The following is a 15777-nucleotide window of genomic DNA, read 5'->3' as shown; positions in this document are numbered from 1 at the left end:
ATAATTTGGAAATAGGTAACCTAATTCCTAAATGGTGAATAATATGAAAGTTCTATTCTTAGGAAAAGAAATTAATAATGTGGATTCTTATGATGCTGAAGATTGTTTATTCATACCATTTAACCAAATAGATATTGCAAAATATGATTTAACTATTGTGTATATGCCCCTATTTTTTAAAAATTTAAGTTCTTATTCAGCAAATCAATCAAGTGTTATTACAATACTAAAAGACATAAAAATAAAGGAAATATTAGAAAATGGCTCAAATGTTGTAGTTATTGACCCATATTTCAAAAATATCTCAAAAGGCAGAATTATGGAACACTACTTAATGAAACATTTAGTTAGAGACACATTTGTTGTTAAAGATAAGGAGGGAACTGATATTATATCCAATGAATTACCAACATATTCTGAGCTGATTAAGGAATATTCCCATATATATGAAGTTAATGATGAAAATGGTAAGTTAGGATTGGTAGATACATTATCATTAATTTGTGATTATGAATATCTTGATTACAGGCCAATACTTCTCAATAATGAAGGAGATATTTTAGGTATTAAAATATTCAAAAATGGTTCTTTGTATATTTTACATCCTCCTGATGAGAATTTTAAAGATTACAGTTTGTTAATAAACATATTAAAAAAGGAGATAGTATGAAAATAAGAGTCCTTCCTTATAAAATTACTTTAAAAAAATATGGACTTCCTACAACAAATAAAAAGTCTTCTCCTGGAAGTATTACACAAAGGAGTTGTCCATATTATGGAGTAAGATGGATATTAGCTCCAATAAAAAATACTATTCATATAATTCATTCTCCTATTGGATGTGCATTTTATGGCCAAAATGTAAGAAAAAAATCATATAATATTGTATCTACTGATATGGAAACTATTGATGTAATATATGGTTGTGAAAAAAAACTTTATGATACAATAATAGAAGCTTATAATGAACTAAAAGGAGATACTATATTTGTTTATGCGACATGTGTATCTTCTCTAATTGGAGATAATATCAAAAAGATATGTGAAGATGCTGAAAAATCTTTAAATATTCCAGTGATTCCTATATTTTGTCCTGGATTTTGTGGATATCATCAATCAAAAGGTCATGAAATTGCAATAATTTCAATATTTAAATTAATAGATAAAGGAGAATTTAAAGATGAATTTAGAGACAAGCTCACAGTTAATATTATTGGTGAATATAATATTAGTAATGAAACAAGAGTAATTAAGGATATATTAAATAAGATGGGAATTGAAGTTATAGCAACATTTACAGGAGATTGTTCTGTTGAAGATATAAAAAATGCTAAAAATGCTAAGTTAAATCTTGTGCATTGTAAAAGAACTGGGAAGTATATTGCTGAATATATGGAAAGAAAGTATGGAATTCCAAAATTAAATGTTTCATTCATAGGTTTAAGTAATACAATAGATTCTATAATGAAGATAGCTAAATTCTTTAAAATTAAAGAAGTTGGAAAAGAGATTATTGACAATGAAACTAAAAAGATAAAGGATAAATTAGATTTTTATATAGAAAAACTAAATGGAAAAAAAGTAGGTATTTTTATGGGAGCTTCAAAAATTGGTATGTTATCATCAGCTTTTAAAGATTTAGGAATGGAAGTTATATCTATTGGCTCACAATTTGGTGATTTGGAAGATTATATAGAGGCTTATAGAAATGTAGAAGACAATACTCTTTTTGTAGATGATGCATCAAAAATAGATTTAGAATTAATATTTAAACATAAAAAACCTGATATATTTATTGGAGGAACTAAAGAGAAGTATATGGCAGTTAAATATGGAATTCCTTTTTTATCATTTCCACAAGATTTCTATCCATTTACTGGATTTGAAGGATTTTTAAATTTTGCAAGAGAAATTTATAAATGTATCTATCATCCAATTTGGACAATTTTAAATGATGGGGAAAGAAAATTCAAAATTTTATAATTCAATTTCATCTAAAATCTTTTTAGTTATCTTCTCTCCAATTATAGAAGAAACTTTTTTAGGATTGTTTATAATATCTTCAACACTTTTAATACCTGCATTGTATAGCTTTCTTGCTCTTACTCTACCTATATGTTTTATTTTTAAAAGTTCAATTATATCCTCTTTAGCTCCATACTCCAATCTTATCTCCAACTTTTCAGGAATTTCTGTATCTTTTCCAATTATTTTAGATATTTCTTTTACTGCATGCATAAGCCATATTGCATTCTCAACCTTATACCTCAAAATTCCTGGTTCAATCTTATATTTTTCTAAAATTTTGTCTTCTGGAAGTTCATTAATCCAATCATATAACATTTTAGCTGTCTTAAAAGCCTCTAAGTCCTCATACTCAATAAAATCAATGTTATAATTTCTCATCTCATTGATTAGTTCAAACTCTTCATTCCTATAAACTCTTAGATAAGGTCTCATTTCTATAGTTTTAGATATTAAATAGAGATAGTAGAGTTCATCTTTAATATCTTTTTTTAATCCATCTATTATAAACTTAGCTGATAATGGGTCTATATATAACTCAGAAACTCTTTTTCCTAATTCTGTTGGGACAAAATTTTTTATAAAATTGTTCTCTTCTAAAAATCTTATAACCTCCTTAATATTTTCAATTACATAATCTAAATTTCCAAACTGATGAGCATAAAATGTATTTTTAATAAACTCTTCTAAATCATACTCATCTAAAACTTCTCCTGTTGTTATTAAACCTAAAATTTGAGTTCTTAAAATAGCTTGATTGGAGAGTTTTGAATATATTGGTTCAGGATTTTGAGTCAATATTTGAATAGCTCTTAAATAATCTCTATTGTTTTTAGCTAAAATTATTCCTTCTCCATACTCATCATATCCTGGTCTTCCAGCTCTTCCTATGCATTGCTGGACTTCCATTATTGGAATATATCTCATTCCTTCATTTGTATATCTTTTTAAATCTTTTATTATAGCTCTTCTACATGGAACATTAAGTCCAGCAGAGTTATGCACTATAAATCCATTTGCTACAATATAATGACTATTCAATCCATCATCAGGCAGTTCTATATCATAAGCATATTTGTCATTTACTTTTATCTTTTTAATTTCTTTAATTTTATCCCAATAAATGTCTCCATCATAGCACTCTTTTTTCCAGCTATGTCTTATCACTTTATGAATTGGTTTTCCACAAATCGGGCAATTTTTAAGATTTACCAAAAAGTTATATATCTCATCTAAATTATTTTTATTTTCGATATTTTTATTAAGAAGATTCATTAAAATCTTTCCTTTATTATTTAGAGAATAATATACTCCTTTTTTATTACCACCAACATTTTCTCTTACAATAAATTCAAAATGTGGATTTTTTCTTTTTGAGAAATACTCTTCATAGTTTGTAATTAACTTTTTCCCATCTAACAGCTCAAAAAGTAATTTTACACGCTTTTTATTTAATTCTCTCTGCCTTTTAGTTCTTGGTTTAAACATAGTTAAATCAACACTAAATCCACAATCACACCATATTTTAGCAATTTCCTTACTTTTTACAATTTTTTCTAATTTTTTTCTCTTCTCTTCATGTCTTAATGGAATATTTTCATAAAATCTTTTTATACTCATAAAATCTCTAATTGACAATACATAAATATCTTTACATTTGTATTCTTTTCCATTTGTTGGAGATGTTATAGTTTCAGTTTTCTTTTTTCTAATACTGGCATGAATACCAAATCTTAACAATACAAATTGTAATTGTTTGACCAACTTTTCAGATATCGAATAAAATTCAATATATTTTGCATTTGAATTTACATATCCATCACTATCAAATAAACCGGCAATAAGATATGATAGCTTATCCAATGTAAGGTTACAAAATACATCAATATTTTTGTTATCTTTTGTAAGTAAATTTAATTTATTAAAGAGTTTTCTTAGTTTTTTTGAATACCTATAATGAGCAACACCATTAGATACTCTACATTTCAAAAAATATTTTTTGTGAAGTTCAGAATCATCAAAATTTGGTGGATACTTTGGATTAAATGCAAGGTCAGGGCTACCATTAAATACATCTTTTTTTATAACTCCTGTATAACCATCACCTATAAAGTATCCAATAAAGTAAAGGTCTCCATAAGATAGTCCTATATTTTTCTCCTTAACTCTTATTCTATCAACAGTTGCTACATAATCCCCAACTTTTAAATCTTTTGCTTCCTTTTCTTTTAAAGGACCACTTTCTTTAACCAAAAATATATGATTTGGAGTTGTGGTAATTTTCAAACTATTTACTGTTTTTACAACAATGTTATATGGATGTTGTGGTGTTCTATGAACTTTCCAACCATCTATTGGTTTTATTTCATTTCCACACAGTGCAAAAACTTTTTCATTTTTGTTTAAATCTGTGATTTTTCTAAATCCACTCTCCTGCAGTATTTCAGTGTTTGCATTTAGACATAGTGTTGGAGTACAACATATAACTTTAATTAACCTCTTTCTGAAAGCTTCTTCAACAATTTTCCTATGCTGATATGTTAGTCCTGCATGATGGAAAGCTACTCCTTTTAAAATACAGTTGGCTAATGTTTTACATAACTCAGTTGGCTGCTCTAAAATAGATAGTATTTCATTAGCAATCTTTTTTAATTTCTCTTTTTCTTCTTCTGTTAAATATCTTCTTAAATCTAATTTTTTGGCTTCATTAACAGCATTTCTTTTAGTATTGCAAAAAACTAAACAACTTCCTCCATCTTTTACACAATCAACAACTAACTTATATATATCATCTCCTTTTTCATTAATCTTCTTAATTTCCCCATTTATATATTCAATTTCTCCATTTTTATAAATTCCTTTCTTTAACTCTATTGGTCTCCAATCATCTAAGAGAAGTTCAGCATTTAACCAATTGGCTAATTCATGAGGATTGCCAATTGTAGCAGATAGGCCAATAATTTGAACATCTAAATTTTTTAGTTTTGTTAATAAAATCTCTAATGTTCCTCCTCTTGTATCATCATTGATTAAGTGAATCTCATCTACAACTACAATAGATATATCATCTAACCAATCAATTTTATGCCTCCATAAAGAATCAAGTTTTTCAGCAGTTGTAATTATTAGATGATAGTTGCTTAAATCTTCATCTTCATCATAATCTCCAATAGATAAAGCAACTCTTAGTCCAAATTTTTCATATTTATTTTTGAAATCTTCATATTTTTCAGAAGCTAATGCCTTTAAAGGGACTATAAAAATCCCTTTCCTACCTGTTGGTTTCTTGTCTTCATCTAAAAGATGGTTTATTAAAGCTATTTCCCCAATTAATGTCTTCCCAGATGCTGTAGGAATTGAAATTATAAAATTTTTATTTTTATCTGATATTCCTAAATCAATAGCCTTTTTTTGAGGAGGTCTAAGCTCATCAATACCTATATCCTTTAAAATGCTAAAAACTTTCTTCATAATTCTTTAACCTAATAAAATTTTTGACTTAATTTTTACCACATAAAAATATATATAGGTTATATGTTATTAACAAAATATCTTTTGTTATTATTTACTCATAAATAAAAGAAAAAATGGATGATAAAATGATGAAAAAAATGATAATTCTGATAATAGCTGGTTTATTGTTCTCAGGGTGTGTTAGTCAATCAAATAACATAGAATCAAGCAACATAGAGAAACATATCAACCCAGAAGTAATTAAAATTACAGATTTGTATGGAAGAGTTGTAGAAGTTCCAAAAGAAGTAAATAGAATAGTATGTCTTGGTCCAGGATGTTTAAGATTGATTGTATATTTGAATGCAACAGATAAAGTTGTAGGAGTTGAAGATGCTGAGAAAAAATGGACACCATGGGGAAGACCTTATAGAATTGCTCATCCAGAACTTGCCGAATTACCTACAATTGGACAAGGAGGACCAAGTCCAAAACCAAATCCAGAAGCAATAATGCAAGTAAAACCAGATGTAATTTTTGTTACATATATGCCCAAAGAAGATGTTGAAGAGTTACAACAAAAAACTGGAATTCCTGTAGTTGTTTTAAGCTATGGAAAGTTGGCTACTTTTGATAATGAAGATTTATTTAAATCTTTAAAACTTGCAGGAATGATTTTAGACAAAGAAAAAAGAGCTGAAGATGTTATTAAATTTATAAAATATTGTGAAAATGATTTAGAAAATAGAACAAAAGATATTCCAGATGAGAAAAAACCAAGTGTATATGTTGGAGGAATAGGATACAAAGGTATGCGTGGAATTGAGAGTACTCAATGTAAATATCCTCCATTTGTATTAGTTCATGCTAAAAATGTTGCAGATGAGTTAAATAAAGAAGGACATGTATTTGTTAGTAAGGAACAAATACTAAAATGGAACCCTGATATTATATTTATTGATGAAGGTGGATTAAAATTGGTTATTGAGGATTATAAGAAAAATCCTGAATTCTATAATTCATTAAAAGCTTTTAAAAATGGAAATGTTTATGGACTATTGCCTTACAATTTCTATACTACAAATATTGGAACAGCATTGGCAGATGCTTATTATGTTGGAAAAGTAATTTATCCAGAAAAGTTTAGTGATATAAATCCAGAAGAAAAGGCAGATGAAATTTATGCTTTCTTAGTAGGAAAACCAGTCTATAATATTATGAAGGAAAAATTAGGTGGATTTAAAAAGTTAGAATTTAATAATTAAAATTTATTTTTTTGTGGGAGAATATGTCCCTTCTAAAATGTCCAGATAAAAGTCCAGAAAAGATATTAAAACTTTTTGATGAAATCTATTCAAAAACAAGGATTTTTTATTTGTTAAAAACTGCTATTGATTTAAATTTATTTGATTATTTAGATGATTTTAAAAGTGCAGATGAATTAGCAGCACTATTAGAGACAGATATAATTTTAACAGATTATATATTAAAAATTCTTAATGAGCTTAATTTAATTGAAAGTAAAGTTATAAATGGAAAAATCCATTATAGAAACACAGAAATTACCGATATCTATTTTAAAAGAGATTCAGAATATAATTTGTTTAATCCAATTTATAGTTATTTTGAAAATATCAAAAATTGGGTAAATTTATTAGATATTTTAAAAAATAAGGATAAATATACAAATACAGACATCAGCTCCTTTTTTCCAAAGATTGTTAAAAGAATGGGTGATGAATGCAAATGCTGGGAGTTGCAGAAGGTTTTAAGCCATATAGCCAAATATGAAGAGTTTAAAAATGCTAAAAAACTTCTTGATTTAGCTGGAGGACATGGTTTGTATGCTATTGGATTTAGTATGTTAAATAAAAATTTAAAGTGCTATGTCTTTGATTTACCAGACGTTGTTGAAGAAACTAAAAAGTTTATCAAAAAATACAATGCAAAAAATGTCTATACTATTGCTGGTGATTTTTATAAGGATAAGATTGGGAAGGATTATGATATAATCTTCTGCTCTTACAATCCAGGTGGAAAAAATCCAAAAATTGCTAAAAAGGTTTATGATGCTTTAAATAAAGGAGGTTTGTTTATAAATAAACAATTTTTTCCAGAAAAGGAAGAAAGTATTAATGATTATTTAGATAATATGGAATGGAACTTCTCCAAGCCAAAAGGACTTGAAAAAAGCAGAATGAGATATACATTTAAAGGAGATTTAAACTTTGATGATTATTTGAAATACTTAGAAGATTTAGGTTTTAAGATTTTAGAGGTTATTGATATTCCAAAACTTTTAGGATTTGAAAATAACTCACCAGCAAAGATGATTATTGCTAAAAAAATATAGAAATTTTAGAATTTAAAATTTTGGGATATTTATGGACACACTCCAAGAAGAATATAAAAAATATACAAAAAAGAAAATAATTTTTGGATTTATTTTATTAATATTCACATTTTTATGCTCAATTTATGCTTTATGTGTAGGAGATTATAAATTAACAGTAAATCAAGTAATAAATGGTATTTTTGGATATGGTGATGAACACATAAACTTAGTCATTTGGAATATTAGATTACCAAGAATACTTGCAGCAATAATTGCTGGAATGTCATTAGCTGTTGCAGGAGCAGTTATGCAATGTATTTTAAGAAATCCATTAGCAAGCCCTTTTACTATTGGAATATCACATGGGGCAATGTTTGGAGCTTCTCTTGCAATTATCTTTTTTGGATTAGGGAACATTAGTGGAGGAAAAATACTTATTGACAATCCATATTTAATAACTATTTTTGCTTTTTTTGGAGCATTAGTTAGTGTTGTTGTAATATTACTAATTGCAAAGTTAAGGAGATTATCTCCAGAAGCTATGATTTTAGCAGGAGTAGCTATGAGTTCATTATTTACTGCTGGGACAACTTTAATTCAATATTTTGCTGATGATTTACAATTAGCTGCAATTGTATATTGGACTTTTGGTGATTTAGGTAGAGCTTCATGGACAGAAATTTACATTATGTTTATAGTTTTGTTATTTTCATTAATTTATTTTATACACAAGAGATGGGACTACAATGCATTAGAAGTTGGAGATGAAGCTGCTAAATCTTTAGGAGTTGATACTGAGAAAGTAAGATTGGTAGGAATGCTTATAGCTTCATTATTAGTTTCTGTAAATGTAGCATTTTTGGGAATTATTGGTTTTGTTGGATTGATATGTCCTCATTTAATTAGAATTATTATTGGTGGAGATTATAGATTTTTAATTCCAATTTCTGCAATATTTGGATCTGTGTTGTTATTAGTTGCAGATACATTTGCAAGGACAATAATTGCTCCAATAGTCTTACCAGTTGGAATATTAACTTCTTTCTTAGGAGCTCCAATGTTTATTTATTTGTTGTTAAGGATGTATAAATAAAATGTGGTATTATGATTCTTTCAGTTGATGGAGTAGAATTTTCCTACAAGAGTAGAAAGATACTAAACAACATAAAATTTGAAGTTAAAAGAGGAGAAGTTGTTTCAATCTTAGGAGTTAATGGGGCTGGAAAATCAACACTCTTAAAATGCATAAATAAAATACTAAAACCAAAGAAAGGAACAATATTAATTGATAATTTTGATATAGATAAGTTAAATAACTCTGAGTTGGCTAAATTAGTTGGTTATGTTCCTCAAAAATCAGAAGGTAATTATATGACTGTATTTGATACAGTTCTCTTAGGTAGAAAGCCACATATTAAATGGGAGGTATCTGAAAGAGATATAGAACTTACCTATAAAGTTTTAAAACTTTTAGATTTAGAAGATTATGCACTAAGATATACAAATGAGTTAAGTGGTGGAGAACTGCAAAAGGTTATTATAGCAAGAGCATTAGTTCAAGAACCAAAAGTTTTATTGTTAGATGAACCAACTAACAACTTAGATTTAAAAAATCAATTGGAAGTTATGAAGATTATTAAAGATGTGTCAAAATCTAAAAACATAGCTTCAATTATTGTTATGCATGATTTAAATTTAGCTTTAAGATTTTCTGATAAATTTATAATGTTGAAAGATGGATATGTTTATGCCTATGGAGGAAAAGAAATAATAACCCCTGAAAATATTAAAGCAGTGTATGGTGTTGATGTTATTATTGAAAATGTAAAAGGTTATTCTGTTGTGCTTCCAGTATCATAAATAAAAGTTATTATAAAAAAAGTTATTTTAATTAGTTTATATTTAATTAATCCTATTGGTTAATTGTTAAACAAAATTTTGGAGGTTTGATTATGTTATTGGAATATTTAAAAAAATTAACAGAATTGTCTGGTATATCTGGTAGAGAGGATAGTGTAAGAAGTTATATGGTAGAGGAGCTAAAAAAATACTGTGAGGTTGAAGTTGATAAGTTTGGAAATGTAATTGCCAAAATTGGAGATAAAGGAAAAAGAGTTATGATTGCTGCCCATATTGATGAAATAGGTTTAATGGTTAAATATATTGATGATAATGGATTCTTAAAATTTACAAAGATAGGAGGTATATATGACCCAACTATTTTAAATCAAAAAGTTAAAGTCCATGGAGAGAAAGGAGATTTAATAGGGGTTTTAGGTTCTAAACCACCTCACAGAATGAAGGAAGAAGAAAGAAACAAAATAATAAAATATGAAGATATGTTTATAGATATTGGAGCAGAATGTAGAGAGGAAGCAATAGAGATGGGAGTTAATATTGGAACTCCAGTATCATTTATAGCTGAATTAAATGAGTTAGGGAAAAATAGATTAACAGGAAAGGCATTTGATGATAGAGTTGGATGCTCTATATTGTTAGAGTTGGCTAAAAATTTATCAAAAGAAGATTTAAATTGTCAAGTTTATTTAGTTGGAACTGTTCAGGAAGAGGTTGGTTTAAAAGGAGCTAAGGTATCAGCTTATAAGATAAATCCTGATTTGGCATTAGCTATTGATGTTACTATTGCAGGAGACCATCCAGGAATTAAAAAAGAAGATGCACCTGTTGATTTGGGAAAAGGGGTAGTTATTGATATTGCTGATGCATCTGGAAGAGGGTTAATTGCTCATCCAGAAGTTTTAAAATTGTTAAAAGATACTGCTGAAAAGTATAATATTCCTTATCAGTTAGAGGTTGGAGAAGGAGGAACAACTGATGGAACAGCTATTCATTTAGTTAGGGAAGGAATTCCAACAGGAGTTTTATCAGTTCCTGCAAGATATATCCATACTCCTGTTGAAGTTATAGATAAAAGAGATTTAGAGAATACATATAAATTAATTTATAACTTATTAAAAGATTTAAAATAAATTAAAATTTTGGTGAGATATTTGGAGGAAAGAATTGAGTTCTTTGCAAAACATAAAAATTGGTTTGTTGTAAAAAAGTTAAAAATAGATGAAAATGTTGAAGATATAGAAATAGCAAGATTGTTGTTATCTATTGATGAAACTGTCTCAAAGAAATTTTTAGAGTATTTACCTTTTGATATGAAAAAGTTGGAAGAAATAGCTGATACAATTTATAAAAAGAAAAAAGGTAGAATTTCTGAGGAAGAGATAGCAGAGGTACTAAAAAAGTTAAAATCTCCTGCTATTAGTAGAAAGTTGAATGAAATAACTACATCAAAAGAAGGAAAAGAGATACTAAAAATAATTCTTACAAATATGATATTGGAGAGGTTAGGTTTTGAGACAAGAGTTCCATCTAAATTATTAGAGAAGTATATGGAGAAGAGCTATGAAGGTTGATGAAGTTTTAGAGAATGCAATAAAAGCTTATAAACTAACTTTAAAACATTTTGATTATGTATCTTTTGAGAGAGCTCTATTTTTAGGATGGTATTGTTCATTGGATAAGCCCTGTAAGTTTTGTTATATGAGCACACAGAAGGATAAAATTTCATCTCCAAAATTAGCAAGAAGAAGTTTAGCAAGTATATTGGCAGAGGCTATTCTAATGAAAAGAATAGGTTGGAAGTTGGAATTTATCTCAGGAGGTTATGGATATAGTGTTGAAGAGATTAATAGAATAGCTGAATTAGTAGCTTATGTGCAAAAAACTAAACAATATTTAAATGTAGGAATAACTGACTTGGATAGATTAAATTTAGATGTTATTGAAGGAGTTGTAGGGGCAGTAGAAACATTAAGAAATAGAGAAAAAATCTGTCCTGGAAAGCCATTAGACAAAATAAAAGATTTTTTAATAAAAGCTAAGGATTTAGGTTTAAAAACAGGAATAACTATAATTTTAGGATTGGAGGAGAGAGAGGAAGATATTGAAAAGCTTTTAAATCTTATTGAAGAGTTAGAATTGGATAGGATAACCTTCTACTCCCTAAATCCACAAAAAGGAACTATTTATGAAAATAAACCATCAGTAACAACTTTGGAGTATATGAATTGGGTTTCATCAGTTAGATTAGCTTTTCCAAAGATTAAAATAATAACAGGAATATGGACTGATAAAGTTCCAATGGTTAGTCCTCTACTATCCTCTGGCTCAAATGTAATAACAAAGTTCCCACTATTCTCAATTTATGGAACTAAATTGGCTCATTGGATAGAGAAAGAAGTTAAAACAACAGGTTGGGAACTATATGGAACATTTACAGATTTAGATGTTTTATTATGTGAGAAAAAATTAGAGAAAACACCTTATAAAGATGAGGGAATTAACATTTCAGAAGAGCATAAAAAACTATTAGATGTGTTAAAAGATGAAATAAACATAAAAATAGAGAACTATATAAAAGGGGTATTAAAGAGGGTTAAGTAATGTTGTATGTTGTTGGTATTGGTAGTGGAAATAAAAAACATTTTACTTTTGAAGCTGAGGAAATACTAAATAAAGTTGATTTAATTGTGTGCTATAAAGGTTATAAAAAGTATGTTGAAAGATTCAATAAAGAGATATATACAACTGGAATGACAAAAGAGATAGACAGAGTTATGTTTGCATTGGAAAAAGCTAAAACTTTGGATGTTGCATTAGTATCTTCAGGAGATGCTACTGTATATGGATTAGCTTCATTAGCTTATGAAATTAATTATAAAAAAAATTTTAATGTAGAAATTAGAGTTATTCCAGGACTTACATCAGCTTTAATTGCTTCTTCTTTATTAGGTAGCCCTCTAAATCATGATTTTGTGGTTATAAGTTTTAGTGATTTATTAACTCCATTAGATTTGATTTTAAAGAGATTTAAATTAGCTTTGGAAGGAGACTATATAATCAACATCTATAATCCCTTGAGTAAGAGAAGAAAAGAACCATTTATTAAGGCATTTGAGATTATAAGAGATATGGATATTGATAGAATTGTTGGAATAGTAAAGAATGCTGGAAGAGAAAAAGAAGAGGTAAAAATAACTACAACCAAAGAAATTTTAAACAATCTGAATTATTATTTAGATTATATAGATATGAACACACTCCTAATTATTGGAAACTCTAAAACAAAAATATTGGACAATAAAATAGTAGCTCCAAGGGGCTATTTAGATAAATATAGAATTTAGGTGATTTTGTTGATACTAAGTGATGTAGATATTCTAACTCTAATAAAAAAAGGAGATTTAAAAATAACTCCATTCAATGAGGAATTTGTTGGGCCATCTTCTTATGATGTAACATTAGGAGATGAATTTATTATTTATGAGAATGAAGTATATGACCTAAAAAGAGAGATGAACTATAAAAAAATAAAAATAAAAAACTCTATTTTAGTTTGCCCTTTAAACTACAATTTAACAGATGAGAAAATTAACTATTTTAAAGAAAAATACAATGTTGATTGTGTTGTTGAAGGGGGAATATTGGGAACAACAAATGAATATATTGAGTTACCTAACAATATTTGTGCTCAATATCAAGGGAGAAGTTCCTTGGGTAGGATATTTTTAACATCTCACCAAACTGCTGGATGGATAGATGCAGGATTTAAAGGAAAAATTACCTTAGAAATTATAGCTTTCGATAAGCCAGTTATTTTATACAAAAATCAAAGAATTGGACAACTCATATTTAGCTATTTAAATAGCCCTGCAAAAATAGGTTATTCAGAAAGAAAATCTTCTAAATATAAATACCAAAAAACAGTTACTCCTTCTTTAATACACTTAGATGAATAAATGTCCCCCCTGCATCCGACGCTCCCTCATTTTTAGCCTCTGCTACATCAGGAGCGTGGGCCAACAGGGGGGCATTTTATGTTTAAATAAATCTTTTTTCTAATATTTCACTTATTTTGTCTAATTTTTCTAATATTTTTAATTGAGTTTCTTTTATATCTAATAATATCTTTTTATGTTCTTTTAGTTCATCTAATGCCATTATTAAAATCTTTTTATGCTCCTCTAACTCACTAAAAATCAGCTTGATATATTTAACTCCTTCATCTAATTTTTTATTTAACTCTATTAAATCATCTGCTGAAATCCTATTAATCCCTTCTGGAAACTCAATATAGGTATTTAACTCCCTCTCCTCTATCTTCTCAATTTTAATTAATTTATCTTTCTTTTCCAATCTTTTAATATATTTTTTGAACAATTCCTTATCCTCTTCATCATCAAAGTTTGCTAAAATCCTAACACTACCATCTTTATGATTATAAACAATCCCATCAATCCCTAAACCCCTTCCAATATTTTCAATCCTATCCCTAAACCCAACATGTTGAACCTTTTCATAAATTTTTAATTCATAAGTTGTTGGCATATTATCTCCTAATTTATTATTAGTAAAAAATTTAAATTATATAGTATTTAAAAGAAAAAAATTACCAATCATGATGGTAGTGATGGTGAAAATCAATACATCCAGATAATAATAAAACTAATAATGTGAATATTAATAAAAATATTAATCTTGATTTTAAGCTCATAACTAATCACTTAGTTATAGTTTATATATTTCTGGGACTAAACCAATATAAATAAGTTTTGGACTATTTTAAATTATAGTCATCAATTGGTGAGAGATTTGTTAATTGTTAGAAAAACTGACTATTTAGAAGGAAAAGTTAAAGCACCTCCATCAAAATCTTACACACATAGAGCAGTTATTGGAGCAAGTTTAGCTAATGGAATTAGTAAGATATATTCACCATTATGGGGTAAAGATTGCTTATCTTCTGTATATTCTTGTAGGAAGTTAGGAACTAAAATAACTCTAAATTTAAAAGATGATGTTTGGATTGTTGAAGGTGGGGAGTATAAAACTCCTGACAATATTATAGATGTTGGAAATAGTGGAACAACTTTGAGAATTTTAACTTCTTTATCTTCATTAATTCCTAAGGGATATGCTATTTTAACAGGAGATTCCTCTATAAGAAAAAGACCAATGCAACCATTGTTAGATGCTCTAAAACAAATAAATATAAATGCATTCTCATCAAAATTGGATGGAACAGCTCCAATTATTGTAGAAAGTGGAGAAATAGATGGGAATTTAGTAAGAATAAGAGGAGATATTAGCTCACAATTTATAACTTCTCTTTTAATGCTCTTACCATTTAATAAAGAGGATACTAAAATAGAATTAACAACTCCACTGAAATCTAAACCATACATAGACATAACTCTTGACATATTAGATAAATTTGGAATAAAAGTTGAAGTCTTAGAGGATGGTTTTTTAGTTTATGGAAATCAAAAATATAAAAATATAGATTATACTGTTGAAGGTGATTATTCCTCATCATCCTATTTAATAGCAGCTGGTGTCTTAATTAATTCAAATATTGAAATAATTAATTTATTTGAAAATTCTAAGCAAGGAGATAAAAAAATTGTTGAAATTGTTAGAGAGATGGGAGCAGATATAAAAGTTAAAAAAGATAGAGTTATATTAAATGGAGAATATAATTTAGAAGGGATAGATATAGATGCTAAGGATATTCCAGATTTAGTTCCTACCTTAGCAGTTTTAGGATGTTTTGCAGAAGGAAAAACTAAAATTTACAATGCTGAACATGTAAGATATAAAGAGAGTGATAGATTAAGAGCTTGTTATACTGAATTAAAAAAGATGGGAGCTAAGATTGAAGAGAGAAAAGATGGATTAATAATAGAAGGAGTTAAAAAACTTAAAGGAGCCAAATTAAATACCTATCATGACCACAGGTTAGTTATGGCATTTACCATAGCTGGATTAAAAGCAGAAGGAGAGACAATAATTGACAATGAGGAATCTGTAAAAATATCATTTCCTAATTTTATAGAAGTTATGAGAAGTTTAGGAGCAAATATAGAAGTTAAATAATTAAATCTTTT

General features: G+C 27.6%; 14 protein-coding genes. 12 read left to right on the top strand and 2 right to left on the bottom strand.

The features are described from left to right. The first annotated feature begins 43 nt into the window (after window positions 1-43). On the top strand, window positions 44-670 hold the full coding sequence (locus ACPB8Q_RS02625; RefSeq protein ID WP_423793122.1) for a hypothetical protein: 627 nt from the start codon (window positions 44-46) through the stop codon (window positions 668-670). Continuing rightward, the gene (locus ACPB8Q_RS02620) at window positions 667-1983 is read left to right on the top strand and encodes a nitrogenase component 1 (RefSeq protein ID WP_423793121.1); all 1317 of its coding nucleotides are present in this window, start codon (window positions 667-669) and stop codon (window positions 1981-1983) included. Before ACPB8Q_RS02625 ends, ACPB8Q_RS02620 begins: the two co-directional genes overlap by 4 nt. On the opposite strand, the gene ACPB8Q_RS02615 is transcribed toward ACPB8Q_RS02620, so the two are convergent. Beyond that, window positions 1978-5496 carry a DEAD/DEAH box helicase gene (locus ACPB8Q_RS02615; protein ID WP_423793120.1) on the bottom strand — a complete coding sequence of 1173 codons (3519 nt, stop codon included), beginning with the start codon at window positions 5494-5496 and terminating at the stop codon, window positions 1978-1980. The two genes, ACPB8Q_RS02620 and ACPB8Q_RS02615, sit on opposite strands and share 6 nt — an antisense overlap. A gap of 116 nt (window positions 5497-5612) precedes the next feature. Here ACPB8Q_RS02615 and ACPB8Q_RS02610 point away from each other — a divergent pair, with 116 nt between their 5' ends. The 9 genes from ACPB8Q_RS02610 (at window position 5613) to dcd (ending at window position 13629) form a co-directional block, all read left to right on the top strand. Next, complete coding sequence (locus tag ACPB8Q_RS02610; protein ID WP_423793119.1) at window positions 5613-6743, top strand: iron ABC transporter substrate-binding protein; 1131 nt, start codon at window positions 5613-5615, stop codon at window positions 6741-6743. Between the two features lie 23 nt (window positions 6744-6766). Further along, window positions 6767-7831: a methyltransferase gene (locus tag ACPB8Q_RS02605; protein ID WP_423793118.1), complete on the top strand. Its 1065-nt coding sequence runs from the start codon at window positions 6767-6769 to the stop codon at window positions 7829-7831. A 31-nt stretch (window positions 7832-7862) separates the two neighbouring features. Next, a complete protein-coding gene (locus ACPB8Q_RS02600) occupies window positions 7863-8906 on the top strand; it encodes a FecCD family ABC transporter permease (protein ID WP_423793117.1) in 1044 nt (347 codons plus the stop codon). 11 nt (window positions 8907-8917) lie between these two features. After that, entirely contained in the window at window positions 8918-9673 is a 756-nt protein-coding gene (locus ACPB8Q_RS02595; RefSeq protein WP_423793116.1) for an ABC transporter ATP-binding protein, read from the top strand. Window positions 9674-9765: 92 nt separating this feature from the next. Beyond that, window positions 9766-10803 carry a M42 family metallopeptidase gene (locus ACPB8Q_RS02590; RefSeq protein ID WP_423793115.1) on the top strand — a complete coding sequence of 346 codons (1038 nt, stop codon included), beginning with the start codon at window positions 9766-9768 and terminating at the stop codon, window positions 10801-10803. 21 nt (window positions 10804-10824) lie between these two features. Next, window positions 10825-11244, top strand: a complete 420-nt coding sequence (locus tag ACPB8Q_RS02585; RefSeq protein WP_423793114.1) for a DUF2666 domain-containing protein — start codon at window positions 10825-10827, stop codon at window positions 11242-11244. Further along, complete coding sequence (locus tag ACPB8Q_RS02580) at window positions 11234-12274, top strand: radical SAM protein (protein ID WP_423793113.1); 1041 nt, start codon at window positions 11234-11236, stop codon at window positions 12272-12274. Before ACPB8Q_RS02585 ends, ACPB8Q_RS02580 begins: the two co-directional genes overlap by 11 nt. Continuing rightward, window positions 12274-13017: a precorrin-3B C(17)-methyltransferase gene (gene cobJ, locus ACPB8Q_RS02575; RefSeq protein WP_423793112.1), complete on the top strand. Its 744-nt coding sequence runs from the start codon at window positions 12274-12276 to the stop codon at window positions 13015-13017. Before ACPB8Q_RS02580 ends, cobJ begins: the two co-directional genes overlap by 1 nt. 9 nt (window positions 13018-13026) lie before the next feature. Beyond that, window positions 13027-13629 (top strand): dCTP deaminase, encoded by a 603-nt coding sequence (gene dcd / locus ACPB8Q_RS02570; RefSeq protein ID WP_423793111.1) that lies wholly within the window; start codon window positions 13027-13029, stop codon window positions 13627-13629. 82 nt (window positions 13630-13711) lie between these two features. On the opposite strand, the gene ACPB8Q_RS02565 is transcribed toward dcd, so the two are convergent. Further along, complete coding sequence (locus ACPB8Q_RS02565; RefSeq protein WP_423793110.1) at window positions 13712-14218, bottom strand: acylphosphatase; 507 nt, start codon at window positions 14216-14218, stop codon at window positions 13712-13714. A 264-nt stretch (window positions 14219-14482) separates the two neighbouring features. Between ACPB8Q_RS02565 and aroA the strand changes: the two genes are divergently transcribed. Then, window positions 14483-15766 (top strand): 3-phosphoshikimate 1-carboxyvinyltransferase, encoded by a 1284-nt coding sequence (aroA, locus tag ACPB8Q_RS02560; RefSeq protein WP_423793109.1) that lies wholly within the window; start codon window positions 14483-14485, stop codon window positions 15764-15766. Window positions 15767-15777 lie beyond the last annotated feature (11 nt).

The organism is Methanocaldococcus indicus (assembly GCF_049554935.1).
GTDB lineage: Archaea > AGJL01 > Methanococci > Methanococcales > Methanocaldococcaceae > Methanocaldococcus > Methanocaldococcus indicus.
The sequence above is the reverse complement of the archived record's forward strand: the minus strand, read 5'-3'. Positions and strand labels throughout refer to the sequence as shown.

Bases quoted from the DNA above. Each gene is read 5' to 3' on its own strand.
- ACPB8Q_RS02625 (WP_423793122.1), top strand. From the start codon at position 44: ATGAAAGTTCTATTCTTAGGAAAAGAAATTAATAATGTGGATTCTTAT.
- ACPB8Q_RS02620 (WP_423793121.1), top strand. From the start codon at position 667: ATGAAAATAAGAGTCCTTCCTTATAAAATTACTTTAAAAAAATATGGA.
- ACPB8Q_RS02615 (WP_423793120.1), bottom strand. From the start codon at position 5,496: ATGAAGAAAGTTTTTAGCATTTTAAAGGATATAGGTATTGATGAGCTT.
- ACPB8Q_RS02610 (WP_423793119.1), top strand. From the start codon at position 5,613: ATGGATGATAAAATGATGAAAAAAATGATAATTCTGATAATAGCTGGT.
- ACPB8Q_RS02605 (WP_423793118.1), top strand. From the start codon at position 6,767: ATGTCCCTTCTAAAATGTCCAGATAAAAGTCCAGAAAAGATATTAAAA.
- ACPB8Q_RS02600 (WP_423793117.1), top strand. From the start codon at position 7,863: ATGGACACACTCCAAGAAGAATATAAAAAATATACAAAAAAGAAAATA.
- ACPB8Q_RS02595 (WP_423793116.1), top strand. From the start codon at position 8,918: ATGATTCTTTCAGTTGATGGAGTAGAATTTTCCTACAAGAGTAGAAAG.
- ACPB8Q_RS02590 (WP_423793115.1), top strand. From the start codon at position 9,766: ATGTTATTGGAATATTTAAAAAAATTAACAGAATTGTCTGGTATATCT.
- ACPB8Q_RS02580 (WP_423793113.1), top strand. From the start codon at position 11,234: ATGAAGGTTGATGAAGTTTTAGAGAATGCAATAAAAGCTTATAAACTA.
- cobJ (WP_423793112.1), top strand. From the start codon at position 12,274: ATGTTGTATGTTGTTGGTATTGGTAGTGGAAATAAAAAACATTTTACT.
- ACPB8Q_RS02565 (WP_423793110.1), bottom strand. From the start codon at position 14,218: ATGCCAACAACTTATGAATTAAAAATTTATGAAAAGGTTCAACATGTT.